The 25,859-nt window shown below is 69.5% G+C and carries 22 protein-coding genes; 17 read left to right on the top strand and 5 right to left on the bottom strand.

Annotated elements, in window-relative coordinates; all coding sequences use genetic code 11:
• Window positions 1-29: 29 nt before the first annotated feature.
• Window positions 30-1,400 carry a hypothetical protein gene (locus MRB58_RS22880; RefSeq protein ID WP_244779476.1) on the bottom strand — a complete coding sequence of 457 codons (1,371 nt, stop codon included), beginning with the start codon at window positions 1,398-1,400 and terminating at the stop codon, window positions 30-32.
• Window positions 1,401-1,749: 349 nt separating this feature from the next.
• On the opposite strand from MRB58_RS22880, the gene MRB58_RS22875 reads away from it, so the two are divergent.
• The 11 genes from MRB58_RS22875 to MRB58_RS22825 all read left to right on the top strand — a co-directional run bounded on the left by MRB58_RS22875 (window position 1,750) and on the right by MRB58_RS22825 (window position 12,974).
• Window positions 1,750-2,568, top strand: coding sequence for a ribonuclease HII (locus MRB58_RS22875; RefSeq protein WP_244779474.1), 819 nt, complete (start codon window positions 1,750-1,752; stop codon window positions 2,566-2,568).
• A gap of 140 nt (window positions 2,569-2,708) precedes the next feature.
• On the top strand, window positions 2,709-4,997 hold the full coding sequence (locus MRB58_RS22870; RefSeq protein WP_244779473.1) for a molybdopterin-dependent oxidoreductase: 2,289 nt from the start codon (window positions 2,709-2,711) through the stop codon (window positions 4,995-4,997).
• 398 nt (window positions 4,998-5,395) lie between these two features.
• On the top strand, window positions 5,396-7,093 hold the full coding sequence (gene ureC / locus MRB58_RS22865) for an urease subunit alpha (RefSeq protein ID WP_244779472.1): 1,698 nt from the start codon (window positions 5,396-5,398) through the stop codon (window positions 7,091-7,093).
• Window positions 7,094-7,181: 88 nt separating this feature from the next.
• On the top strand, window positions 7,182-7,604 hold the full coding sequence (locus tag MRB58_RS22860; RefSeq protein WP_244779471.1) for a hypothetical protein: 423 nt from the start codon (window positions 7,182-7,184) through the stop codon (window positions 7,602-7,604).
• 138 nt (window positions 7,605-7,742) lie between these two features.
• The gene (locus tag MRB58_RS22855; protein WP_244779470.1) at window positions 7,743-7,907 is read left to right on the top strand and encodes a hypothetical protein; all 165 of its coding nucleotides are present in this window, start codon (window positions 7,743-7,745) and stop codon (window positions 7,905-7,907) included.
• Window positions 7,908-7,940: 33 nt separating this feature from the next.
• Window positions 7,941-8,471 carry an urease accessory protein UreE gene (locus MRB58_RS22850; RefSeq protein ID WP_244779469.1) on the top strand — a complete coding sequence of 177 codons (531 nt, stop codon included), beginning with the start codon at window positions 7,941-7,943 and terminating at the stop codon, window positions 8,469-8,471.
• Window positions 8,374-9,165: an urease accessory protein UreF gene (locus MRB58_RS22845; protein WP_244779467.1), complete on the top strand. Its 792-nt coding sequence runs from the start codon at window positions 8,374-8,376 to the stop codon at window positions 9,163-9,165. The genes MRB58_RS22850 and MRB58_RS22845 overlap by 98 nt, the downstream gene beginning before the upstream one ends.
• Window positions 9,166-9,443: 278 nt before the next feature.
• Window positions 9,444-10,685, top strand: coding sequence for a GGDEF domain-containing protein (locus MRB58_RS22840; RefSeq protein WP_244779465.1), 1,242 nt, complete (start codon window positions 9,444-9,446; stop codon window positions 10,683-10,685).
• 78 nt (window positions 10,686-10,763) lie between these two features.
• Window positions 10,764-11,384, top strand: a complete 621-nt coding sequence (gene ureG / locus MRB58_RS22835; protein WP_244779464.1) for an urease accessory protein UreG — start codon at window positions 10,764-10,766, stop codon at window positions 11,382-11,384.
• Between the two features lie 130 nt (window positions 11,385-11,514).
• A complete protein-coding gene (locus tag MRB58_RS22830) occupies window positions 11,515-12,399 on the top strand; it encodes an MBL fold metallo-hydrolase (RefSeq protein ID WP_244779462.1) in 885 nt (294 codons plus the stop codon).
• A complete protein-coding gene (locus tag MRB58_RS22825; RefSeq protein ID WP_244779460.1) occupies window positions 12,396-12,974 on the top strand; it encodes a hypothetical protein in 579 nt (192 codons plus the stop codon). Before MRB58_RS22830 ends, MRB58_RS22825 begins: the two co-directional genes overlap by 4 nt.
• A gap of 58 nt (window positions 12,975-13,032) precedes the next feature.
• On the opposite strand, the gene MRB58_RS22820 is transcribed toward MRB58_RS22825, so the two are convergent.
• Complete coding sequence (locus tag MRB58_RS22820) at window positions 13,033-14,022, bottom strand: DnaJ C-terminal domain-containing protein (protein ID WP_244782087.1); 990 nt, start codon at window positions 14,020-14,022, stop codon at window positions 13,033-13,035.
• Between the two features lie 94 nt (window positions 14,023-14,116).
• Here MRB58_RS22820 and pdxH point away from each other — a divergent pair, with 94 nt between their 5' ends.
• Window positions 14,117-14,731: a pyridoxamine 5'-phosphate oxidase gene (gene pdxH, locus MRB58_RS22815; RefSeq protein ID WP_244779458.1), complete on the top strand. Its 615-nt coding sequence runs from the start codon at window positions 14,117-14,119 to the stop codon at window positions 14,729-14,731.
• Window positions 14,732-14,776: 45 nt separating this feature from the next.
• Here pdxH and MRB58_RS22810 read toward each other — a convergent pair whose 3' ends face one another.
• Together MRB58_RS22810 and MRB58_RS22805 are read right to left on the bottom strand one after the other, a co-directional pair.
• The gene (locus MRB58_RS22810) at window positions 14,777-16,264 is read right to left on the bottom strand and encodes a PAS domain-containing methyl-accepting chemotaxis protein (protein ID WP_244779451.1); all 1,488 of its coding nucleotides are present in this window, start codon (window positions 16,262-16,264) and stop codon (window positions 14,777-14,779) included.
• Between the two features lie 101 nt (window positions 16,265-16,365).
• The gene (locus tag MRB58_RS22805; RefSeq protein WP_244779449.1) at window positions 16,366-17,958 is read right to left on the bottom strand and encodes a glycoside hydrolase family 3 N-terminal domain-containing protein; all 1,593 of its coding nucleotides are present in this window, start codon (window positions 17,956-17,958) and stop codon (window positions 16,366-16,368) included.
• A gap of 498 nt (window positions 17,959-18,456) precedes the next feature.
• Here MRB58_RS22805 and MRB58_RS22800 point away from each other — a divergent pair, with 498 nt between their 5' ends.
• The 5 genes from MRB58_RS22800 to MRB58_RS22780 all read left to right on the top strand — a co-directional run bounded on the left by MRB58_RS22800 (window position 18,457) and on the right by MRB58_RS22780 (window position 24,153).
• On the top strand, window positions 18,457-19,767 hold the full coding sequence (locus MRB58_RS22800; RefSeq protein WP_244779447.1) for a sugar ABC transporter substrate-binding protein: 1,311 nt from the start codon (window positions 18,457-18,459) through the stop codon (window positions 19,765-19,767).
• A 94-nt stretch (window positions 19,768-19,861) separates the two neighbouring features.
• Window positions 19,862-20,734, top strand: coding sequence for a carbohydrate ABC transporter permease (locus MRB58_RS22795; RefSeq protein ID WP_244779445.1), 873 nt, complete (start codon window positions 19,862-19,864; stop codon window positions 20,732-20,734).
• A gap of 10 nt (window positions 20,735-20,744) precedes the next feature.
• Window positions 20,745-21,575, top strand: a complete 831-nt coding sequence (locus tag MRB58_RS22790) for a carbohydrate ABC transporter permease (protein ID WP_244779443.1) — start codon at window positions 20,745-20,747, stop codon at window positions 21,573-21,575.
• A gap of 8 nt (window positions 21,576-21,583) precedes the next feature.
• Window positions 21,584-22,582 (top strand): ABC transporter ATP-binding protein, encoded by a 999-nt coding sequence (locus MRB58_RS22785; protein ID WP_244779441.1) that lies wholly within the window; start codon window positions 21,584-21,586, stop codon window positions 22,580-22,582.
• A gap of 101 nt (window positions 22,583-22,683) precedes the next feature.
• A complete protein-coding gene (locus MRB58_RS22780; RefSeq protein WP_244782086.1) occupies window positions 22,684-24,153 on the top strand; it encodes a mannitol dehydrogenase family protein in 1,470 nt (489 codons plus the stop codon).
• Between the two features lie 124 nt (window positions 24,154-24,277).
• Here MRB58_RS22780 and MRB58_RS22775 read toward each other — a convergent pair whose 3' ends face one another.
• Window positions 24,278-25,738, bottom strand: coding sequence for a sodium:alanine symporter family protein (locus tag MRB58_RS22775; protein WP_244779439.1), 1,461 nt, complete (start codon window positions 25,736-25,738; stop codon window positions 24,278-24,280).
• Window positions 25,739-25,859 lie beyond the last annotated feature (121 nt).

Below are 25,859 nucleotides of genomic sequence, written 5' to 3'. Positions count from 1 at the left end.
CATGCGCAGGTCCGGCGCGGCGGCGGACCTCAGGTGAACAGGCGGCGCGGGGCGCTGCGGGCGCGCGGCTCGTAGGCGACGGCCGGGACGTCGTAGCCCTGATGCGCCGCCGGATCGTGCGCCGCCGGATCGTGCGGGAAGCCGTGCGGGGCGGTGGCACGCTCGGCGCCGGGTCCCGGCAGCGCGGCGGCACGCTTGGCGGCTTCCGCGGCACGGCGGCGCTCGGCGATGCGCTCCTCGATGATCTCGACCGTCAGCCGGCGGGGCGGCTCGACGGGCTTGCGGGCCGGGCGGGGCGCGGCGAGAGCGGGTCGCACCGGCGTCTCGGCGCGGCGCGGCGCGGTGCGCTCGGCCGCAGCCGGTGCGGCGTGCGGGCGCTCTGCGGTGGCGCGCACCGCATCGGTACGGGGGCGTAGGCGCGGGGCGGGCTCGGGCTCGCGCACGCGGGCCTCCAGCGTCGTCACCCGGCGCACGACCTCCACGAGGGCTTGCTCCAAGCGGTCCACCTCGGCCCGGTTGGCGAGCGCGGAGACTTCCTTCATCAGCGCATCGAGCGAGCGGGCCAGGCTGGCATCGGCGATCGCCGGGACGGCGGCCGGCGCGGGTTCGCCGGGGAAGGGCAGCGTGTGGGAGCCGCGCGCGGGCGCCTGTGTGCCGGAGCCCCGCTGGCGTGGCCCGGTGGGCTGCGGCCCGGTCTGCCGCGGCGCGGCATCGCCGCCGGTGCGCACCTCGTCGAGCCAGGTCGTGCGGGCGGGGGCAGCGATGCTCGGCCCGGTGGCCACCGGGGGCGCGCTCTGCCGGCGCATCTGCTCGATGGTCCGGGCGAGGGTGCGGAAGTCCGCGAGGGTGGACCGGCCGCCGTCCGGCTCGGCGTGGGGCGCGCCATGGGCGTCGTCGCGCCAGTCCTCCTCGGCGAGCGTCTCGTCGTGGCGGCGATGGGCGCGGTAGGTGGACGCGGTCTGCTCCACCGCGGCGGAATCCATCATCGCGCCGGAGAGCGACGCGCGGTCCGGCTCCCCGCGCTCGGCGGGACGGCTTTCGCCGGCATGGCCGCGCGTCGGGGCCTGTCGGTCGTTCGGTGCCTGTCGGTCGTAGAGGGTCCGTTCGGGGATCTGTCGCTCGGGGCCCAGTCGCTCGGTGGCCTGTCGCTCGATGGTCTGGCGTTCGGGGGTCTGGCGCTGGTGCGAATATGGATCGTGCGCGATGCGGCCGGCCGGCTCGCGCGCGGCGGCACGGTAGGGGCGGCCGTTGCGCTCGGCCGGAACGTCGAGTTCGGGCTCGCGCAGGGAGGCGACGGCACGCTCGTAGTCGGTCGAGTAGGTCTCGCTGTCGGCCCAGCGCGGCTCGTCCCAGGCATCGGGCTCGCCCATCGCACTGGCGAGGTGCGGATCGGTCTGCATCCTTGTCCTCAACATAGACACCCTCCTCGACCTTCGGCGTCCTGCCGAATCGGCCCCCGTCGATGCGCCGTTCGATGGATTGGACGTCGTGATGCCGCACGGTGCAAAGGGCAATTGCCTGCTTTGCACAGAACACGAAGTCGAAGCGAACAAACGGTGGAAAACAGCCGGCCGCCCGCGGGTGTGTCTGCCGCGCGCGCGAACCGGCCCGCGGTGTCCCCTATGGTGCGTCGACCACCTTCCTGCTGGCGTGGCCGGTTCATCAAGGCCATAGGAGGCTGGTGTGTGGCTTGCGCTCCGCCCTACGGGCAAGCTGATATCTGTTGCACGCGCCATCGACGGAGGATGAATGGCACTGACCCCGGCTCGGATCCGCGCGCTGTCACGCTACGAGCAGATCGTGTGCGGGGTGGACGAAGCGGGGCGGGGGCCCTGGGCCGGGCCGGTCGTCGTCTCCGCCGTGGTGCTGCCGCGCGACCTCAAGATCGAGGGGCTCGCCGACTCCAAGCTTCTGTCCCACAAGGTGCGCTGCGAACTGTTCGACGTCATCGTGCGCGAGGCGGCGGTGTCGACGGTCGTCGTCGCGGCGCAGCGGGTGGACACGATGAACATCCGCGGCGCGACGCTGTGGGGCATGCGCCGCGCTGTGGCGACCCTGCCGCTGCGCCCCACCATCGCCCTGATCGACGGGCGTGACGTTCCGGGCGACCTGTGCGTGCCGGGACGGGCGCTGGTCGGCGGGGACGGGCGCTCGACCGCGATCGGTGCGGCCTCCATCGTCGCCAAGGTGACGCGCGACCGGCTGATGACGCAGCTGGCGCGCGCCTTCCCCGACTACGGGTTCGAGCGCCACAAGGGCTACGGCACACCCGAGCACCGCGAGGCGTTGGCGACGCACGGCCCCTGTATCCACCACCGCCGCAGTTTCGCCCCCGTGCGCGCCTGCCTGGCGGGCGAGGCGCCGCTGGGCGAGATCGCCCCGATCGATGCGGCCGGGGACGGGCCCGAGAACGGCACCGTCGACGTGCCGCGCGTCGGCGGGCGGCTCGTCGAACCGACCTGTGGCGACGTGCAGGCCGGGGCGAGGGCGGCGCCGCGCCGGGTCGGACGTCCCCGCAAGTACGCCGGCGGCCGCCCCCGCCGCGGCGCCTCGGCGGCCTATGGCTGAGAGGCCCGGCGGCACGTGCGCGCGGGCCACGGCCGGCGCCGCGGCGTGCCTCATCGCGCGCCGGTCCTGCGGTCCGATCAGGCACGATTTTTCCACTTCGACCGCTGGCGGCCGCCCCTCGGCGCTGTAAACTGGCGACCATGACCGACACGTTGACGCACAGCTCCCACTGGGGCGCCTTCACCGCGACCCCCGAGGCCGATGGCCGGCTCGAGATCCGTCCTCATCCGGGCGATCCCGACCCGTCGCCCATCCTGCAGAACTTCACCGACACGCTGCGCCATCCGGCTCGTGTCGCGCGCCCCATGGTGCGCCGCGGCTGGCTGACCGACGGGCCGGGCCCGACCACCCGACGCGGGACCGACGAGTTCGTCGCCGTCCCGTGGGACGAGGTGCTGGACCGGCTCGCCGCGGAGATGACCCGCGTCGGCCGCGAGTTCGGACCCGAGGCGGTGTTCGGCGGGTCCTACGGCTGGTCGAGTGCCGGACGCTTCCACCATGCCCAGAGCCAGGTGCACCGCTTCCTCAACATGACCATGGGCGGCTATGTCCGCTCCGTCGGCACCTACAGCTCCGCCGCGGCCTACGCCATTATCCCCCACGTCATCGGCAAGCTGACCGACGTCTCGCGCCAGAACGTCACCTGGGATCAGGTGGCCCGTCACACCGAGCTGGTGCTGGCCTTCGGCGGCATGGCGCTGAAGAACTCGACCATCGCCCAGGGCGGTATCAGCGCCCACGTCGAGCGTGGGTCGATGGCTGCGGCGCGCGCCCGTGGCGCCCGCTTCGTCAACATCTCGCCGCTGAGGTCGGACATGCCGGAAGAGGCGGGTGCGCAGTGGCTCCCCATCCAGCCCGGCACGGACACCGCCCTGATGCTGGCGATGATGTTCGTGCTCGACGCCGAAGGCCTCGCCGATACCGACTTCGTCGAGCGCTACACCGTCGGGTTCGAAAAGTTCGCGCCCTATCTGCGCGGCACCACCGACGGACGACCGAAGGACCCCACCTGGGCCGCCGCGATCACCGGTATCCCGGCCGAGACGATCGCCGACCTTGCCCGGCTGGCGGCGAAGTCGCGCACGCTGGTCGCCACCGCACACGCCCTGCAGCGCTCCGAGCACGGCGAGCAGCCGCTGTGGGCCGCCGTCGTGCTGGCGGCGATGCTGGGCGATATCGGCCTGCCGGGCGGGGGCTATCACTATTCGCTCGGCGCCATGGGTCACACCGGCCGAGTCCCCGCCGCGGTGCCGTTGCCGACGCTGCCGCAGGGCAAGAACGGGGTCACTACCTACATCCCCGTCGCCCGGATCACCGACATGCTGGAGAAGCCGGGCGAGACCTACGACTATAACGGTAACCGGCTGACCTATCCGGACATCAAGCTGATGTTCTGGGCCGGCGGCAACCCGTTCCATCACCACCAGGACCTCGCCCGCCTCGCCGAGGCGCTCGGCAAGCTCGACACGTTCGTGGTGAACGACTACGCCTTCACCGCCGCCGCCCGCCATGCCGACATCGTCCTGCCGGCGACCATGAGCCTGGAGCGCGAGGACCTCGGCGCCGGCGGCACGGACCCGCGCATCATCGCCATGCGCAAGGTCGCCGAGCCCTATGGCGAGGCCCGCGACGACTACGAGATCTTCGCCGGCGTCGCCGAGCGGATGGGCCGCGGCGAAGCCTTCACCGAGGGCCGCGATGCCGAGCAGTGGCTCGAGCATCTCTATCAGGTGACGCGCGACAAGCTGATCGAGAAAGGGGCGCCGGCTCCGACCCTTTCCGAGTTGCGCGCCGCCGGCGAACTCGAGATCCCGATGATGCCGGACGACGGCGCGCTGCTGGCCCGTTTCCGAGCCGATCCGGAGGAGGCGCCGCTCGCCACCGCCACCGGCAAGATCGAGATCCACTGCGACACGATCGCCGCCATGGGCTACGACGACTGCCCCGGCCACCCGACCTGGTTGGAGCGCGCCGAGGTGCCGCGCGCGGGCGTGCCCCTGTGGCTGATCGCCAATCAGCCCGCCAGTCGCCTCCACAGCCAGCTCGACTATGGCGCCACCTCCATAGCTTCCAAGCGCAATGGTCGCGAAGAGGCGCGCCTCCACCCCGACGACGCCGCCGCGCGAGGGATCGGCGAGGGAGACGTGATCGCCGTCAGCAGCGCGCGCGGCCAGTGTCTCGCCACGGCGCGCATCACCGAGGACGTGCTGCCGGGATGCGTGAACCTCTCCACCGGAGCCTGGTACGATCCGGTCGAGATCGGCGGCAGCGTCGTGTGCGTCCACGGCAATCCCAACGCCGTCACGCTCGACCGTGGGACCTCGAAGCTCGGCCAGGGGTGCACGGGGCAGCTCTGCGCCGTCGAGGTCGCGCGCTGGACCGGGCAGGTGCCGCCGGTCCGCGTCCACCGTGCCCCGGACCCGGCCTAGCGGGCGGCACGCCGGACGCGGGGAACCGCCCTCGCCGCCGGCGGGCTCGGGTCCCACCAACGATCAGGCCCGCCCGAGCGCCGGAGCCACCGTCGCGCTGGCCCCCTGGCAGCGCCCGAGGCACCGCGCAAGGGCGAGCGGCTTCGCCGGCCTTCGGCCCCTTGCGCGGTGCCTCGGGCGCTGCCGTTCAGGGGGCGCGACGGCGGCTCCGACGATCAGGCTCCGGCGAGCCGTGTGTCGGCGCCGTGGCCGGGGAGAGGCCGGGACGGCTCGCGGCGGTGGTGCCTTCTTTGGGGGCAGCCTATTTTCTGGGCATGGCAATCGCCACGCGCGCGTTGCACTCCGCCGCGCGCCGGGACATTCTCGCTCCGCACGATTTCGGCCCGGAGCCTTCGACTATGCCTGCCAGGATCTCCCGTAGCGACTATGCCGACATGTTCGGCCCGACCGTCGGCGACAAGGTCCGGCTCGCGGATACCGAGCTCTTCATCGAGGTCGAGACGGACCACACGATCTACGGCGAAGAGGTCAAGTTCGGCGGGGGCAAGGTGATCCGCGACGGTATGGGCCAGTCGCAGGCGACCCGCGAGCAGGGCGCCGTCGACACCGTCATCACTAACGCGCTGATCCTCGACTGGTGGGGCGTCGTCAAGGCCGACGTCGGGCTGAAGGACGGCAAGATCGCCGCCATCGGCAAGGCCGGCAATCCGGACACGCAGCCGGGCGTGACCATCGTCGTCGGCCCCGGGACGGAGGCGATCGCCGGCGAGGGCAAGATCCTCACCGCCGGCATCATCGACAGCCACATCCACTTCATCTGCGCCCAGCAGATCGAGGAAGCGCTCGCCGCCGGCACGACCACCATGATCGGCGGCGGCACCGGCCCGGCCACCGGCACCAACGCCACCACCTGCACCCCCGGCCCCTGGCACCTCGCCCGCATGATCCAGGCCGCCGACGCCTTCCCGATGAACCTCGGCTTCGCCGGCAAGGGCAACGCCTCGCTGCCGGCGGCACTGCGCGAGCAGGTGAGCGCCGGCGCCATGGCGCTGAAGCTCCACGAGGACTGGGGCACCACGCCTTCCGCGATCGACTGCTGCCTCACGGTCGCCGACGAGATGGACATCCAGGTGATGATCCATACCGATACGCTCAACGAGAGCGGCTATGTGGAGAATTCGATCGCCGCCCTGAAGGGCCGGACGATCCACGCCTTCCACACCGAAGGGGCCGGCGGCGGCCACGCGCCCGACATCATCAAGGTCGCGAGCTACCCCAACGTCATCCCGTCCTCGACCAATCCGACCCGGCCCTACACCGTCAATACCATCGACGAGCACCTCGACATGCTGATGGTGTGCCATCACCTGTCCGAGCACATCCCCGAGGACATCGCCTTCGCCGAGAGCCGCATCCGCAAGGAGACGATCGCCGCCGAAGACATCCTGCACGACATGGGGGCCTTCTCCATCGTCGCCTCGGACAGCCAGGCGATGGGCCGCGTCGGCGAGGTGCTGACCCGCACGATGCAGACCGCGCACAAGATGCGCGTGCAGCGGGGGCGGCTTTCCGAGGAGCAGGGGCAGAACGACAACTTCCGCGCCCGCCGCTACATCGCCAAGGTGACGATCAACCCGGCGATCGCGCACGGCGTCTCGGCCCATGTGGGGTCGATCGAGGTGGGCAAGCGCGCCGACCTTTGCCTGTGGTCGCCCGCCTTCTTCGGCGTCAAGCCGGACATGGTCCTCCTCGGCGGTACCATCGCTATGGCCCAGATGGGCGACCCCAACGCCTCGATCCCCACCCCGCAGCCGGTCCACATGCGCCCGCAGTTCGGCGCCTTCGGCCGCTCGCTGACGGCCTCCTCGGTGACGTTCGTCTCCCGCGCCGCGGCGGACGAGGACTGGGGCACCTACAAGGAGAACGTCGTCGTCGAGAATTGTCGCGGGATCGGCAAGAAGGACATGAAGCTCAACGACGCGATGCCGAAGATCGACGTCGACCCCGAGACCTACCGTGTCACCGCGGACGGGGAGCACCTGACGTGCGAGCCCGCGGAGGTGCTGCCGATGGCGCAGCGATACTTCATGTACTGACGCCTCGCGACGATCTCACGCGATCGCGCATGGGCACGCCGCGCCGGCATGGCATGATCGGGCCGGATCAAGCCCAGGAGATTTGACGATGCGTTCATTCATTGCCGCCGCCGCCGTTCTCGTCGCCGCGCCCGCCCTCGCCGCCGACACTGTCGACGTCGTGGGATCCTGGAGCTGCAACGCGGGCTCGTTTCGCACGGTGATGCTCGAGTTCGGCGCCGACGACGCGGCGACGGTCGGGATGCACGCCGACAAGGAAGGCTTCCTGGAGATGGATACGACCGCGACCGGGACCTATGCCGTCGACGGGGAGACGATCGCGATCGCGTTCGCGGCCGTCGACATCGACAAGATGGTGGTGAACGGGGCGTCGGCCTCGGACGAGCAGCAGGCGCAGGTCGTGGCGGGCATGAAGGCGCAAGGCGCCTCGTTCGACATCGTCCGCGCCTCTCCGGAGATGATCCGCGTGCGCAACTCGAAGGGCGAAGAGTGGGACTGTAGCAAGCAATAGCGGGCGCGGAGCGGGCCTTGCTGCTCCGAGCTCCCGGTCCCGCGCGGGGTCCGGCGGGATGGGGGCGAAAGGCGGCGCCGTGCCATTGCAACCCTTCCGCACCGTCGACCGTTTCGCTGCTGACTGAAGGGGTACACCATGATGGACGATCCGCGCGACAGCGCCAAACCCAAGACCGAAGATGATGCCCCCGGCCATGACGAGGCGACCTGCGATTTCGACGACGACGAACTCGACGAAGCGCTCGACGAGAGCTTCCCCGCCAGCGACCCGCTGCCGCCCCCGACCCGCGCCGGCGACTGACCGCGCCGCCGCCCCTGGACGAGAGGGGCGGCGATGATCCGTGCCCACACCCTGTTGCCCGCGGGCGAGGGAGTGCCGGCACTGACGGTGCGCCTCGGTTACGACGACCGCTTCCGCCGCCGTCTGGTGGTGGAGAGCGTGGAGGGCGAGCGCGTGCTGTTCGATCTCGCCGAGGCGACGCGCCTGCGCGGCGGCGACCGTCTGGCGCTCGACGATGGGCGCATCCTCGCCATCGAGGCCGACCCGGAGGACGTCGTCGACATCACCGCACCGGATGCGGCCACCGTCACGCGCCTTGCCTGGCATCTGGGCAACCGCCACACGCCGACCGCCGTCCTCGGGGGCACGCTGCGCATCCGCCGCGACCACGTGCTGGAGGCGATGGTGCAGCGGCTCGGCGGCACGGTCCACCCGCTGCGCGCGCCGTTTGACCCAGAGGTCGGCGCCTATCACGACGGCGGCGGCCATGGCCATCATCACCACGATGATGCGTCTGACGACCACCACGGCGATCACCCGCACGGCCACGCCTCCCACCGCCCGCACAGCCACCCGCATGACTGATCAGCCCGCCGAGGGCGCCGAGGGGACGGCCGCGTCGCCGGATCTGGCGCTGCTGCTGACGTGGTTCTCGCCGTCGTGCCCGATCGGCGCCTTCTCCTACTCGCACGGCCTGGAGACGCTGTTCGAGACCGGCGGCCTGGGCGACGCCGCCGCCACGCTGAGCGCCCTCACGACGGCGCTGCGGGACGGGGCGGGGCGCGCCGACGCGATCCTCGCCGCGCACGCCTGGCGTGCCGCGCAGGCCGGCGACGCGGATGCGCTCGACACCCTCTCCGACCTCGGCCTCGCCCTCGGCCCCTCGCACGAGCGGCGCGAGGAGACGCTGCGGCAGGGCAACGCCTTCGCCGAGCTGGTGGACGCGGTCTGGGCCGGGCCGCTGGCCTTGTCGAACCGCAACCGGCCGCTTCCCGTCGCCGTCGGCGCGGCGGGGGCGATGCAGGGCCTGCCGTTGCGCCCGCTGCTGGTGGCCGCGCTGCACGGCTTTGCCGCCAACCTCGTCTCCGCCGCGGTGCGCCTGGTGCCGCTCGGGCAGACGGACGGGCAGCGCATCACCGCCGCGCTGCTCCCGGTGGCGGTCGATATCGCGGCCGCGGCCGAGCATGCGCCGCTCGACGCGATCCACAGCGCCGCGATCGGCCTCGATATTGCCGCAATGGGACATGAAGTTCAGCGCGTACGCCTATTTCGCTCCTGAACCATGGCAGGATCTGGGGCGACGCGGGTGTGATCCGTGATCAGTGCCGCGGCCGAACCGCCTCAGACAGAGCTGGTCCCGCAGCTGCTTGGCGCGACACTTCGGACACGGGCGTGGAATGTTCGCCACGACTGACGTCGCGTTTGTAGTTTACTGAAAGGTTTAGCCGTAAGGAAGGTTTGGAACCGCCATACGAGGGGAGGGCCTATGCGCGGGAGAACCACGCGTGACACGACCGCGCTGATGCGGCGAGATCCGCGACTGCGGACATGGCGATAGTGTCGAGCCAACTCGTCTATCCCTTGGCGCAGATCGCCATTTACTATGGCGTCATGCTGCCGCTGTTCCGCTTCCGGCGGCAACTCGGCATCGGCACCTTCTTCTGTGCGTTGTGTGCGCTGGCCTTTACGGAAAACTATTTGGCGATGTCGGTCTATGTCGCCGTCGGACCGATCACCTATACGCCGGGGTCGGTCATTCTCTTTGCCGGCAAGTTGCCGTTGCTACTCCTCGTCTATATTCGCGAAGACGCCGAGACCGTGCGCCAGCCCATCTACGGGCTCTTGCTGGGCAATCTGCTGATCATCTGCCTCCTCATCCTGATCAGCCTGCAGCAGCCCGCGACCGGCACGACCAGCGAATCGGCGATGTACACCGTGGTCGATTCGGCCAGCCTCTCGGTGTGGGGCACCTTGCTCCTCTTTGCCGACTGCATCGCGATGATCCTCGTCTACGAACGGGTCTCGCGGTGGCGTTGGATGCCGCTGTTCGTCCGGCTGTGGGGCACGATCACGATCATCCTGGTGATCGACCAGCTGGCGTTCTTCATCGCGCTCAATCTCTACTTCGGCGTGCCGTTCCCGGCGCTATATGGCGGAATCGTCGCCAAGATCGTCGCCACCATGGTGTTTTGTGCCCTCATCTGGGCCTATCTGCGCTTCGGCGAGCGCAACGGCGAGGAGGAGACCGCCTCCCTGGCCGACGTTTTCGGCGTGCTCACCTACCGCCAGCGCTTCGAGGCGTTGACGATCGAGAGCCGGATCGACGTGCTGACCGGGGTGCGCAATCGCCGCGCGCTCCATCTCGAGGGGCCCGGCTTCGTGCAGGATGCGGTGGTGCGGCGCGGTCACCTCGGCCTCCTCATCATCGACCTCGATCACTTCAAGGCGGTGAACGACGAGTACGGGCACTCCTCGGGCGATGCGGCGCTGTGCTTCGTGGCCGACCTGATGCGTCGCACCGTGCGCAGCACCGATCCGGTCTATCGCATCGGCGGCGACGAGTTCCTGATCATCCTCCCGTCCGGCGATCAGCGGTCGGCGGCGAGGGTCGCCGGCGATCTCGTCGACGCGACGCGCGCGGCGTGCATGACGGTGGCGCCCTACACACTTTCGGTCAGCATCGGCTGGGCGGACCTGTGGGACGACGGCACGACGCTGGACGAGCTGACCGGGGCGGCCGACCGGCGTCTCTACGAGGTGAAGGCGCGGCGCAAACCGGTGTCGGTGCCGGCGCGCTAGCGGCCGCGGTGCGGGCAGCTCTTGCGCCCGGTCCCGCGTGGTGCCAGAAAAATCAGCGTCTTCGTGAAAGGATGAAATATGTCGGCGACGGCACATGGGCCGCTTCGTGTTGGGATCGGGGGGCCGGTCGGCTCCGGCAAGACGATGCTGATGGAACGGCTGTGCAAGGCGCTGCGCGACCGGGTCGACATCGTCGCCATCACCAACGACATCTACACCAAGGAAGATGCGTTGATCCTGTCGCGCGCCGAGGCGCTGGCGGTCGAGCGGATCATGGGTGTGGAAACCGGCGGTTGCCCGCACACCGCGATCCGCGAGGATGCCTCGATCAACCTCGCCGCGATCAAGGAGATGCGCGAGCGCTTCCCGGCGGTGGACCTGGTGCTCGTCGAGTCCGGTGGCGACAACCTCGCCGCCACCTTCTCGCCCGAGCTGGCCGACATCACGATCTACGTGATCGACGTCGCGGGCGGTGAGAAGATCCCGCGCAAGGGTGGCCCCGGCATTACCCGCTCCGACCTGCTGATCATAAATAAGACCGACCTCGCCCCCTTCGTCGGCGCCTCGCTCGACGTGATGCGCGCCGATGCCGAGCGCATGCGGGGCGACCGGCCGTTCCTCATGACCAACCTGCGCGGCGGCGACGGGGTGGACGACGTCATCGCCTTCCTGCGCGACAAAGGCGGCCTCGCCGTTTGAGCCCCGCGGCTCGGCGTGGGATGCATCGGCCGTCCGCTCTGTGACACAACATCGCCAGACGGCGGCGCGCCGGCCGCAGCGCGGGGACGCGCCGCACGGCGCAGCGCCGCGGACCGGAAGGAAACGACGATTGAGCTTTGACCCGCGCTACGGCGAGGCGGTGCCGATGGGGGCCGACATCGCCCGCATCACGGCCAACAACCCGAGCCCCTACACGGGCGCGGGCACCAACACCTACCTCATCGGGAGCGAGCGGCTGATGCTGCTCGATCCGGGGCCGGACCTCGCCGAGCATCTCGCCACCCTGGAGCGAGCCATCGCGGGGCGTCCGGTCTCCCACATCCTGGTGACGCACTCCCATCGCGACCACATCACCGGCCTCGCCAAGGTGCGCGACATGACCGGCGCCACCGTCGTCGCCGAAGGGCCGGCCCGGATCTCCCGCGCCTTGCACCCCGGCGAGCCGGACCCGCGCCCCGGCTACGCCGACCGCCTCTTCGCGATCGACCATGTCGTGGCCGACGGCGAGGAGATCGACAACGGCGAAGTGACGGTGCGCGCGGTGACGACGCCCGGGCACGCGCCCGACCATGTCGCCTTCGCCAGAGGCGCCGATTTCTTCAGCGGCGACCACGTGATGGGTTGGTCGACCACCGTCGTGGCGCCGCCGGAGGGATCGATGCGGGCCTATGTCGCCTCGCTGGAGAAGATCCTGCGGATGGAGCATGCGCGCTATCTGCCGGGACATGGCGATGTGATCGAGGAGCCGTCGCGCACGGTGTCGGGCATTCGCAGCCATCGGCTGATGCGCGAGCGGGCGATCCTGCAGCGTCTGGCGTCGGGTGATCGGACGATCGCCGAGATCGTGGAGGCGCTCTACGCCTCGCTGGACCGGCGGTTGTTCGATGCCGCGGCCAACTCCGTGCTCGCCCACCTCGAGATGCTGTACGAAGAGGGGCGGGTCATGGTCGACGGCTACGGCATGGCCGCACGCTGGACGCCGACGGGCGCATGAGGCCGGCCAGCGCCCCGCGCATCCTGGTCACAGGTTTCGGTTCCTTCCCCGGCATGCCACGGAACCCGACCGAGCGGCTGGCCGCGACGCTCGCCGCCGCGCCGCCGCCGGGCGTCGACGTCTTGCGCCTCGACACGCATTGGAGCGTGGTGGAGACGCTGCCGCCGGTCGCGGCGCGCTATGGCGCGGTGATCATGTTCGGCGTCGCCGGACGCGAGACGATGATCCGCTACGAGCGCATCGCCACATGCCACGCCGGCCCGCAGCTGGACGCGGCGGGCGGTTGTGCGCCGCCGCTGACCCGCACGCGCTTCACCGCGTTCGACGTTCCGGAGCTGGTGCGCGAGGCGCGGGAGGCGGGATTTCCCGTGCGCCTCAGCCACAGTGCGGGCACCTACGTGTGCAATGCCGGCTACGGCGCGGCGCTGTGCGGCAACCCGCGCGCGCTTTTCGTCCACGTGCCGCCGACGACGGCGCGCGGCCCGCTCGGCGATGCCGGGCTGGTGCGCCACGCCCGGTGGCTGATCGACACGGTGATGGACGAACTCCTGCCGCGCACCAACCGCGTCCTCTGACCGGCTCCGGCCACGCCGCGTCGCCGTCCGCTCGGCCGCGGCGGTGCGCTCCAGGCTGTCAGGACGAGCGGGGCTGGTAGGGGTGATCCTCGCGCCAGCGACGCATCATCTCCAGGAATTCGTCTGGCAGATCGTCGGGCAGGTCGATCTGCAGGGTGACGAGGAGGTCGCCCCGGCCGCCCGACTTGGTGGGCAGGCCGAGCCCTCGCAGGCGCAAGGTCTTGCCGCCCGACGAGCCGGGCGGGATGGTGATGTTGACCGAGCCGTTGAGCGTCGGCGCGCGGACTTTGGCACCGAGCGCCGCGTCGTACAGCGTTACCGGCAGCTCGAGGCGCAGGTTCTGCCCCTCGCGCTGGAAGATCGGGTGCGCGCCGATGCGCAGCGTCAGGATCGCATCGCCCGGCTGGCCGCCGGTGGGGCTGTCGTGCCCCAGGCCGCGCAGACGGATCTGCTGGTCCTGCTCGGCGCCGGGGGGGATGCGAACGTCCACCGTTCGCCCCGTCGGCAGCGAGACGCGCAGCTTCTCGTCGCTGGCGAGATCGTCCAGCGTGACGGTGACCACCACGTCGAGGTCCTGGCCGCGTTCGGGTGCCGCACCGCCGAAGCCGGCCGTCCGCTCGGCACGTGCACCCCCGCCGCCGCCCATGAACTCGCGCAGGATCTCGTCGACCCCCGCGCCGCCGTCGCCGGAGGAGAAGCTCCAGGAGCGGCGCTGATTGCCGGTGTTCTGCCCACCGCCGCGGCCGAAGCCGGAGAAGCCGCCGAAACCGGCGAACGGGTCGCCCGAGGCGCCGCCCGAGCCGAAGCCGGCATGAAAGCGCGGCTGCCCGGCCGCGTCGATCTCGCCCCGGTCGAACTTGGCGCGCTTGTCCTTGTCGCCGACGATCTCGTACGCGGAATTCACCTCCGAGAAGCGCTCCTGCGCCTTCGGGTCGTCCGAATTGGTGTCAGGATGGTACCGCTTGGCGAGCCGGCGGAAGGCGGATTTAATCTCGCTTTCCGAGGCTGACTTCGAGATGCCAAGCACGGTATAGGGGTCGCGCGCCATCACTGGTCCATTCTTAGCGGCGCCGGCCGTCCGGCACCTCTACATCCATCACAGGTGCTGTCATGAAGACACCCATATGTAGTGCGGCTTTGTCGTGAGCGCGAGCCTTACCGACGCCGCGATTGCGGCAGGAACAACGCCCGACCCCATCGAACTGTTCGACGCGTGGCTCCGAGAGGCCTGGCAGAGCGAGCCGAACGACGCCAACGCGATGACCCTCGCCACCGTGGACGGGACCGGGATGCCGGACGCCCGCATCGTCCTCCTGAAGGGGCACGATGCACGCGGGTTCGTGTTCTACACCAACCGCGAGAGCGTCAAGGGTCTGGAGTTGCGGGATAATCCCAAGGCGGCGCTGCTCTTCCACTGGAAGTCGGCGCGCCGGCAGGTGCGCATCCGCGGCCCGATCGAGCTCGCGTCGGACGCCGAATCCGACGCCTACTACGCCTCGCGGCCGCTCGGCAGCCGCATCGGCGCGTGGGCGTCGCAGCAGTCGCGCCCGGCGGCGGACCGGGCGGAGCTGGAAAAAAGAGTGGCGGAACGGGAAGCGGAATTTGGGGAGAACCCGCCGCGGCCACCCCATTGGGGCGGCTATCGGCTCGTCCCGGAGAGCTTCGAGTTCTGGCAAGACGGCCAGTTCCGCCTTCACGACCGATTCCTCTTCCGTCGCGAGGGCGGCGCCTACCGCGTCCAGCGCCTCTATCCGTAAAAGGGGCCGCGGCGGAGCGGCCGCCGGAGACGATTGCCGCCGTCCTCAGTGGACGGCGGTGCTCGCCTTGATCGACTGGTACATCTTGCTGCCGTCGCGGGCGAACCCGTCGGCACTGGCGACCGCGGCGGAGATCTTGCCGAGGTCGTCGGTGATGCCGTGCACCGAATCGGCCGCCTGGTTCATTCCGGCGGCGATGTCGCGCGCGGCGGTGGTCTGTTCCTCCACCGCGTCGCCGGCGACGGACACCGAGTCCTCCACCTCGCGGATCGCCGAGGAGATGCCCTTCAGCACGCTGACGACGTCACCTGCGACCGTCTGCACCCGGTCGATGTCGGCGCCGATCTGATTGGTCGACTTCTCCACCTGATCGGCGAGCGACTTCACCTCCGCGGCCACCACCGCGAAGCCCTTGCCGGCCTCGCCCGCGCGCGCCGCCTCGATGGTCGCGTTGAGGGCGAGCAGGTTGATCTGCCCGGCGACCTTCGAGATGATCTCGACGATCGACGTCATGGAGTTGGCCGCCTCGGAGAGGGCGGAGATGTGCTGGTCGGCGGTCTGCGCCTGCGTGTTCACGTGGACCACGGCGCTGCGCGACTTCACCATCGCGTCGGCGATGCGCCGGGAGGTGGCCTCGAAGTCCTGCACCGCGTCGGCGACCTGGCGGACCATCTGCGAGGTCTGCGAGGCGACGGTGCTCGCCGAGGCGGAACAGTCGTTGGCGTTGGAGACCGCGTTGACGATCTCGGCCAGCTTGTGGTCGACCTCGGTCGCGACCTTGTTGGTGGAGTTGCGCAGGTTCACCTTGTCGGAAATGTCCGCGGCGACCTTCACCACCTTGGTCACCCGCCCGTTGAGATCCAGCACCGGCGAATAGCTGGCCTCCAGGTAGATGGACGAGCCGTCCTTGCGCACGCGCTCGAATTCGCCCGACATGATGTGGTTGCTGCCCAGCTCGCGCCAGAACGCCCGGTACTCGGCCTCCGACATGATGCGATTGGGCGCGAAGATGCGGTGTTCCTTGCCGATCAGATCGGCGCGCTTGTAACCCATGGCGCTGCAGAAGACGTCGTTGGCGTCGACCACGCGGCCGTTGGGCTCGAACTCGATCACCGCGTAGGCCCGGTCGATCGCGTCGACGCGTGCGACGCGGGCGGCCTCTTCGGCGTAGGCGGCGCTCATGTCGGTCGCCATGACGATATGCTTGACGCTATCGCGTGCCGCCTCGATGCCGTACCAGCGCACCGCGACGCGGCGCATCTCGCCGGACTTGTGGATGACGGTGCCGAAGCGGATGGCGAACTGCTCCTTGCGGACTTCGGCGAGGATGTCCTTCTGGGCGTCGGTGCGGGCGCCGGCCGGCGTGAATATCTCGAAGAACGGCTTGCCGACCGGACTGAAGCCCAGCAGTTCCTTGACGTTCTCGTTCGAACCGACGACCCGGTACGAGCTGTCCAGGAGAAACTGTACGTTCGCTCGGTCGAGCCCGTCGAGGAGCACGCGGCGCCCCGAAGACGACAGGGTTCTACTCAAATAGCCCTTCGACATGACAGATTTGGCCTCCTCCGCGAATGCGGGGAGAATGCCGCGGATGACTGGCGCGAGCCTTGGCGCGCGGTGGCGCGGGAGGGGGGCTAGCGGCGGGCCGGCGCGGCGAGGGCGGCCGTGTCGACCGCGCTTCGGGCGGCGGCGGGCGCCTCCGCGAGGTCGAGCTTCAGGTTCACGATCCGCGCGTAGGCCTGGCGGATGCGATCGGCGAAGGCGGGGGAGCCGGCGGCTTTTTCGGCGAGAGCGGAGATGATGGCGTCGACCACTTCGTAGCCCTCGCCCGAGGCCAGTGACAGGAGCGCGATGTCGCCCCCCGCCTCGACCATCATGGTGACGGCCTCGACCGCGCCCCAATGGGAGGATACCGCCTCCATCGCCAGGTCGTCCGACACCACGACACCCCCGTAGCACAGCGTCTCGCGCAGGAACCCGTCGAGCGCGGACGGCGAGAGGGAGGCGGGGATACCGTCCTCGGTCAGGCCGTCGAGCGTGAGGTGGCCGGCCATGATCATGTCGGCCTCGCCCGCGTCGATCATGTCGCGGAAGGGGACCATCTCGGCGCGGTGCCAGGTGGGGGTGAGGTCGATGGCGCCCTTGTGGCTGTCGTCGGTGGACGAGCCGTGGCCGGGGAAGTGCTTCAGCGCCGTGCCGACGCCGGCGTGCCGGTGGGCCTGGGCGAACAGCGTGGCATACTCGGTCACCGTGTCCGGGTCGGCGCCGTAACTGCGGCCGAAGCGGGCGATCACGGGGTTGTCCGGGTTGATGGCGAGGTCGACCACGGGGCCGAAGTTGGCGGTGAAGCCGAGCGCGGAGAGGGCGCGGGCCATCGCGTCGTAGGCGGTGCGCGCGTCGTCCGGCGCGGTGGCGGCGACGTCGGCCGCGGCGGGGGTGTCGGGCGCGCCTTCGGACGGCTTCACGCGCATCACGAGGCCGCCCTCCTGGTCGACGGCGACGATGGGGGGCAGCGCCGCGTTGGCCTCGGCGAAGCCGGCGTTGACGGCGGTGATGTCCGCGGCGGAGGCGATGTTGTGGCGGAAGGTGAGCACGCCGCCGATGCGCGATCGGGCGATCGCCTCACGCGCCTCGCGCACGCCGGCGTCGGCCGGGCTGGTGCCACCGTAGCTGACGACGAGGAGTTGGCCGATCATCGCCTCGATCGGCTGCTCGCGCAGCTCCGGCGGCAGGCGAAACCAGGCGAGATCGGGGTCGGGCGGTGTGCAGCGAGACGCGAACGTCTCGTCGATGCCGGGCTTGGAAAGGGGGAGGGGCTGCCACCCTTCCGGTCGTTCGATGGTCTCGGCGAGCGCGTCGTCCTCGTCCGCCGCGGCGGCGAAGGGGGACGGGATCGCGGCAGGCGCTGCGGGGGCCGCCTCGGCGGTGAGGTCGTCGAACACGGCGAAGGCGGCGGCAGCGGGGTTGGGGGCCTCGTCCGCGCCGTAAGCCTGTGCGGCGACGGGCGCCGGCCCTGCGAGGGCGACGAGCAGCAGCGCCAGCGCCGCGGTGGCCGGAGCGCTCCCGACGGCTTGGATCCGAACGGCCGGGGGCGTGATGCTCGGGATCGAGGCATGCGCGCGGGCGGTGGACGAGAGCGCCACGGCCGGGACGATGACCGGCGAGCCGGCCGGTCGAGGGGGCGCCGCGCGACGGGTCGCAAAGCGGTGCAGGATGGTGAATCGCATAGGTTCACTCCCTCGACACATCGCAGCCGGTTCGCCGCATGTTCGCCCATGTTCGCCGCATGGCACACGAGACGTCCGGCCGCCGACGACGATGGCTGCTTCGCGCGGGTCGGGTCCACCCCGCAGGTCCCGCGCTCAACATCTACTCCACTGTGCCCGGCGGCTTGCGCGAGGCTGGCGGCGCGGCTCACCCGGCCTGCCACCATGTCGCACGCCACGGCATGTCGACCGGCGGCGGCCGACCGCACGTTGGCGACCGCACGCTTACGTCCGCACGCCATGGCATGCCAATCCGGCGCGTACCGGCACACGGCACGGCCGCGGTCCGATCCGGGTATCTGCTTCCCGCTCAGATTGCAACTCGACCGTGCGGACCCGCGATCGCGCGATCTGTTGTGCATGAAATATGCGCATGCCTGCCGTTGACAGGGCGCCTGTCCCTTCGGCACGCTGCGTAAAAATTAGGACCGTATGTCATCGGTCCCTGGGAGGATAACCGTGAAGCTTTCGTCGCTATTGATCGGCGCGTCGTCGGTGCTCGCCCTCGGGATCGCCGCCCAGGCGCAGACCGTTACCATCGCAACCGTCAACAACGGTGACATGATCCGCATGCAGGCGCTCGCGGACCATTTCACCGAAGCCAATCCCGGCATCGACCTCGAGTGGGTGACGCTCGAGGAGAACACCCTGCGCCAGCGCGTCTCGACCGACATCGCCACGGACGGCGGTCAGTTCGACGTGATGACCATCGGCACCTACGAGGTGCCCATCTGGGCCGAGAAGGACTGGCTCGTCGCGCTCGACGATTTGCCCGAAGGCTACGATACCGACGACCTGCTGCCGGCGATCCGCGGCGGCCTCTCGGTCGACGGCACGTTGTATGCCGCGCCCTTCTACGGCGAATCCTCCATGGTGATGTACCGCACCGACCTCTTCGAGGAGGCCGGGCTCGACATGCCGGACGCGCCGACCTGGGAGTTCATCGCCGACGCCGCCCGCAAGATCACCGACAAGGACAACGAGATCTACGGCATCTGCCTGCGCGGCAAGGCCGGGTGGGGCGAGAACATGGCCTTCCTGTCGGCCATGGCCAACTCGTTCGGCGCCAAGTGGTTCGACATGGACTGGAAGGCCCAGTTCGACCAGCCCGAGTGGAAGGAGACGCTGACCTTCTATCTCGACCTGATGAACGACGCCGGGCCTCCGGGCGCCTCCTCCAACGGCTTCAACGAGAACCTGGCGCTGTTCCAGTCCGGCAAGTGCGGCATGTGGATCGACGCCACCGTCGCCGCCTCGTTCGTCACCAATCCGGCCGAATCGACGGTCGCCGACAAGGTCGGCTTCGCGCTGGCGCCGGACAATGGCCTCGGCAAGCGCTCCAACTGGCTGTGGGCCTGGTCGCTGGCGATCCCGAAGTCGACCGACGCCGAAGAGGCCGCCAAGACGTTCATCGCCTGGGCGACGTCGAAGGAATATCTCGAGCTGGTCGCCTCCGAGGAGGGCTGGGCGAACGTGCCGCCGGGCACCCGCACCTCGCTCTACGAGAACCCCGCCTACATCGAAGCCGCGCCGTTCGCGAAGATGACGCTGGAATCGATCAAGGCCGCGGACCCGAACAACCCGGCCGTGGACGAAGTGCCCTACGTCGGCGTGCAATTCGTCGCGATCCCCGAATTCCAGGGCATCGGCACCGCGGTCGGCCAGCAGTTCTCCGCCGCACTCGCCGGGACGACGGACGTGGACCGCGCGCTCGCCAACGCCCAGTCGTTGACCGAGCGGCAGATGAGCCGCGCCGGCTATCCGAAATGACCGGCTCGCCGGGCGCCACCTAAGAAGCGCTCGGTGAACCACTGGGGCGGGCGCCGCGGTGCCCGCCCTTTTTCTCCCCGCGAGGGCGCGCGCCATGGCCACCACACATACCCGAGCCGCCGCGAAAATCATGATGTCGCCGGCCGTCGTCCTGCTTCTGGGCTGGATGATCGTGCCGCTGGCGATGACGATTTATTTTTCGACGCTCGCCTACAACCTCTACGATCCCTCCATGACCCCGTTCGTCGGCTGGGGGAACTACGAGTACTTCGTCACCGGGCCGGCCTTCTGGCCCTCGATGATCAACACGCTGCTGATGGTGGGCGGCGTCCTGCTGATCACCATCTGCGGCGGCGTGCTCCTCGCCTTGCTGCTGGATCAGCCGATGTTCGGGCAGGGCATCGTGCGCATCCTCGTCATCGCGCCGTTCTTCGTCATGCCGACGGTGGGCGCGCTGGTGTGGAAGAACATGTTCATGAACCCGGTGAACGGGCTCTTCGCCTACGTCGCCAAGGTGTTCGGCTTCACCCCGATCGACTTCTTCTCCGAGATCCCGCTGCTATCCATCATCATCATCGTCGCCTGGCAGTGGCTGCCGTTCGCGACCCTGATCCTGCTGACGGCCATGCAGTCGCTCGACAGTGAGCAGATGGAAGCGGCCGAGATGGACGGCGCGCCGGCGCTGGCGAAGTTCTTCTCCATCGTCCTGCCGCACCTGTCGCGCGCGATCACGGTGGTCATCCTGATCCAGACGATCTTTCTCCTGGGCATCTTCGCGGAGATCTTCGTCACCACGAACGGCGGCCCCGGGAACGCCACCACCAACCTCACCTATCTCGTCTACCTCGAGGCGCTGGTGGGGCAGGACATCGGCTCCGGCTCCGCCGGCGGCATCATCGCCGTCATCCTCGCCAACATCGTCGCGATCTTCCTGATGCGGATGATCGGCAAGAACCTCGACCTGTAGGGGGCGCACCATGGCCAGAGCCGTCTCCCCCCGCCGCAAGATCGCCATCACCGTCGTCGCCTGGGCGATCGGCCTGGCGATCTTCTTCCCCGTCCTGTGGACCATCCTGACGAGCTTCAAGACCGAGGGCGAGGCGATCGCCTCGCCGCCTTCGTTCCTGTTCTTCGACTGGACGCTGGAGAATTACGAGACGGTGCAGGAGCGGTCCGACTATTTCCGCCACTTCTGGAACTCGGTCGTCCTCTCGCTGGGCTCCACATTGTGCGGGCTCGTCATCGCGGTGCCGGCGGCGTGGTCGATGGCGTTCGTGCCGGGGCGGTTCACCAAGGACATCCTGATGTGGATGCTCTCCACCAAGATGCTCCCGGCCGTCGGCGTGCTGATGCCGATCTATCTTCTTTGTCTCAACGCCGGCCTCCTCGACACCAAGGTGGCGCTCATCTTCATCCTGATGATGATCAACCTGCCGATCATCGTGTGGATGCTCTTCACCTACTTCCGCGAGATTCCGGGCGACATTCTGGAGGCGGCGCGGATGGACGGGGCGACGATGCGCTCCGAGATCGTCCACGTGCTGGTGCCGATGGCGGTGCCGGGGATCGCCTCGACGCTGCTGCTCAACGTCATCCTCGCCTGGAACGAGGCCTTCTGGACGCTGAACCTGACCACGGTGAACGCCGCGCCGCTGACCCAGTTCATCGCCAGCTACTCCTCGCCCGAGGGGCTCTTCTACGCCAAGCTCTCCGCCGCTTCGACGATGGCGATCGCGCCGATCCTCATCCTGGGCTGGTTCAGCCAGAAGCAATTGGTGCGCGGTCTCACCTTCGGCGCGGTCAAGTAGGGTTCGTCATGGGACAGATTATCCTGAAAGACGTCACCAAGTCGTTCGGCGGGGTCGAGGTCATCAAGCCGCTGAACCTCGAGATCGAGGACGGGGAGTTCGTCGTCTTCGTCGGCCCCTCCGGCTGCGGCAAGTCCACGCTGCTGCGCCTGATCGCCGGACTGGAGGACGTCTCCTCCGGCCAGATCATGATCGACGGGCAGGACGCGACCGCGACGCCCCCGGCCCGGCGCAAGCTCGCGATGGTGTTCCAGTCCTACGCGCTCTATCCGCACATGACGGTGGCCAAGAACATCGCCTTTCCGCTGAAGATGGCGAAGATCGACAAGAAGACGATCGACGCCAAGGTGAAGGCCGCCGCCGCGACGCTGAACCTGACCGACTATCTCCACCGCAGGCCGGGCCAGCTCTCCGGCGGTCAGCGCCAGCGCGTCGCCATCGGCCGGGCCATCGTGCGCGAGCCGGCCGCGTTCCTGTTCGACGAGCCGCTCTCCAACCTCGACGCGGCGCTGCGCGTCAACATGCGCCTCGAAATCAGCCAGCTCCACAACGACCTCGAGACGACGATGATCTACGTCACGCACGATCAGGTCGAGGCGATGACGATGGCCGATAAGATCGTCGTGCTCTCGGCCGGGCGGATCGAGCAGGTCGGCTCTCCGCTCGACCTCTACCGCGCGCCGAAGAACAAGTTCGTCGCCGGGTTCATCGGCTCGCCCAAGATGAACTTCATCAATGGCGCCGTGGCCTCGAAGCACGGCGCCGATTCGATCGGCGTGCGGCCGGAGCACATCACCCTGTCGACCGATCAGGGCGAGTGGACCGGCACCGTCAGCGTTTCCGAGCATCTGGGATCCGACACCTTCCTGCACGTCGCCGTCGACGGGATCGGCACGGTCACCGCCCGCTCGGACGGCGAGTTCGGCGTCCACCACGGCGATCGGGTCTACCTCACCCCGTCGCCGGACAAGATCTACAAGTTCGACGCCGAGGGGCTGGCGATCTAGATGACCGCCTCGGCCGGGTGCGCCGCAGGGGGGCGTGGATGGCGCCGTCCCCGCGCGCTAGATCTGCCGTGCCCATCTCCACGATCAGCCGCGAGCCCGTCATGATCCGCCTGTCCGCCGCCACGCTGCCCCAGATCCGATCCGCGGCCACACCGCGCTACGACCGGGCGGCGCTGAAGCCGGGCATCGTCCACTTCGGCATCGGCAACTTCCACCGCGCGCACCAGGCCGTCTACCTCGACCGCCTGTTCTCCATGGGGCGCGACCACGACTTCGGCATCGTCGGCGCCGGCGTGATGGCCGGGGACCAGAAGATGCGCGAGGCGCTGACGGGGCAGGACCTCCTCACCACCGTCGTCGAGCAGTCCGCCGAGGCCAGCGAGGCACGGGTGACGGCGCCGATGGTCGGCTTCCTTCCCATCGGCGACACCACCGCGATCCTCGCCCGGCTGACGGATCCCGAGACGCGCATCGTCTCGCTGACGGTGACGGAGGGCGGCTACTTCGTCGATTCCACGGGTGTCTTCAATCCACAACATCCCGACATCGTCCATGACGGCGAGCGGCCCACCGCGCCGCGCACCGTCTTCGGCCTGATCGCGGCGGCGCTGTCGGCCCGGCGCGCCAGCGGCACCGCGCCGTTCACCGTCATGTGCTGCGACAACATCCCCCACAACGGCTCGGTGACGCGCGCCGCCGTCGTCGGCACCGCCGGGCTCCACGACGCCGCCCTCGCGAGCTGGATCGCCAGCGAGGTGGCCTTTCCCAACGCCATGGTGGACCGCATCACCCCCGCCACCGGCGAGCGCGAGCGGCGCCTGTGCGCCGAGAACTTCGGTATCGAGGACGCCTGGCCAGTCTTCTGCGAGGACTTCACGCAGTGGGTTCTGGAGGACACGTTCCCCTCGGGTCGCCCGGCTCTGGAGGAGGTCGGCGTCGAGTTCGTCGCCGATGTGACGCCCTACGAGCTGATGAAGATCCGCATCCTCAACGGCGGTCACGCGGTGATCGCCTATCCGGCCGGGCTCCTCGGAATCACCTACGTGCACGAGGCGATGGCGCACCCGTCGATCGCGGCGTTCCTCGCCAAGATCACGCGTGACGAGATCATCCCCACCGTCCCGCCGGTACCGGGCACCAGCCTTGCCGACTATGCCCGGCTGATCGAGACCCGCTGCGCCAATCCGAAGATCGGCGACACCGTGCGCCGCCTGTGCCTCGACGGGTCGAACCGGCAGCCCAAATTCATCGTGCCGACCCTGGCGGACCGCATCGCCGAGGGGCGGTCTATCACCGGCCTGGCGTTGGAATCGGCGCTATGGTGCCGGTACTGCGTGGGAGAGACGGAGGCCGGCGAGGCCATCGCGCCCAACGACCCAAACTGGGAGCGCCTGCAACCCGTGGCACGCGCGGCGCAGACCGATCCCGCCGCGTGGCTGGGCCAGAGCGAGATCTACGGTGCACTCGGCTCCGCGCCGGTGCTGCGGGAGCGCTTCGCCGCCGCGCTGGCCTCGTTGAAGGAGGCCGGTGTCGAGGCGACGCTCCAGCGCTACCTCGACGACGACCTCTGAGACGACGCCCAGCGAGACGACGCCCAGCGAGACGATGAGCCGAGCGGCGGCACGGCCCGCGGTGAGCCGACCGCCCGCCGCCTTGCCGGGGCGGGACGGGGCGGGGCGGGACGCGCCCGCCGCATCAGGCCGAAGCGGCGGTCGCGGTGCCGGGGGGCGGCGGGGCCGCGTCGCCGACCGCCGGCCACGCGGTCTCGTCCAGCGAGAGCTCCGGGTAGTCGGCCGGGTTCAGCACCGGGTTGTCGATCCCGGCGCGGACCTGGGCGGTGTAGTCGCGCACCATCCTGAGCCCGATCGGGAAGAGCATGAGGAGCGCCATCAGGTTGACCAGCGCCAGCACGCCCATCAGCGGATCGGAGAAGAAGAAGACCGACGTCGCGCCCTCCGCCGACGCGCCGATGAAGACCAGCGCGATCACCATGAGGCGCAACACCAGCTGCGCCGTGCGCCCCTCCGTGAACACGGCCAGCGCCGTCTCGCCGAGATAGTAGTTGTAGATGATGGAGGAGAAGGCGAAGAGCAGCACCGCGAGGGACAGGAAGTAGCTCGCCCAGTCGCCGAAGTGGCTGGAGAGGGCCTGCTGCGTCAGCACCACGCCGTCGATGTCCGCGCCCGGCTGATAGACGTCGCTCAGCAGGATCATGAACGCGGTGCACGAACAGATCACCATCGTGTCGATGAAGACCGAGAGCGACTGCACCACCCCCTGGCTGACCGGGTGCTTCACGTCCGCGATCGCGGCCACGTTGGGCGCCGAGCCGAGGCCCGCCTCGTTGGAGAAGAGCCCGCGCCGCAGCCCCTGCGCCACCGCCGCTCCGACCCCGCCGGCCACCGCCGAGGTGAAGCCGAAGGCGTTGGAGAGGATGCTGCCGATCACCCCCGGCACCGACGGCAGGTTGATGAGGATGACGACGAGCGCCAGGCCGATGTAGCCGAACGCCATCACCGGCACGACGACGTCGGCCACCTTGGCGATGCGGCGGATGCCGCCGAACACGACGAGCGCGGTGAGGATCGCGAAGCCGATGCCCGCATAGAGCCGCGACAGGCCGAAGCTCTCCTGCAACGCACCGGCGACGGTGTTGCCCTGGAAGGCGTTGAAGCCGAATGCGAAGGCGGCGATGAGGCAGATCGCGTAGAGCACCGCCAGCCAGCGGAAGTTCTGCCCGAGACCGTAGATGATGTATTGCGCCGGTCCGCCGCGGTAGCTGCCGTCCGCCTCCGTGCGCTTGAAGAGCTGGGCGAGCGAGCACTCGAAGAGGCTCGTCGCCATGCCCACCAGCGCGATCGCCCACATCCAGAACACCGCGCCCGGCCCGCCGAGGGTGATCGCCACCGCGACGCCGGCGATGTTGCCGCCGCCGACGCGCCCGCCGACCGAGACCAGCAGCGCCTCGCGCGAGGAGATGTGCCCGTCTTTCGGCTCGGTCTTGGTGAGGACGCCGAACATGCGCCCGAAGAACCGCAGCTGGACGAACTGCGAGGAGAGCGTAAAGAACACCCCCAGCACGACGAGGAAGGGAATCAGCGACCACCCCCAGGTGAAGTCGCCGATATAGTCGAAGAGTTCGCGGATATATTGCATTTGGGCCTCGTCGAGCAGCGGGGCGCGGAGGGGGCGCGCAAAGGACGTCTGCGCCCGGCCGAGCTGCCGGGGGGCAGGTATCCCGCCATGACAACGGCACTCGGGAAATGTGTCAATGAAT

This window comes from Acuticoccus sp. I52.16.1 (assembly GCF_022865125.1).
GTDB lineage: Bacteria > Pseudomonadota > Alphaproteobacteria > Rhizobiales > Amorphaceae > Acuticoccus.
Note: the sequence above shows the minus strand (reverse complement) of the source record. Positions and strands in the feature narration are given on the sequence as shown.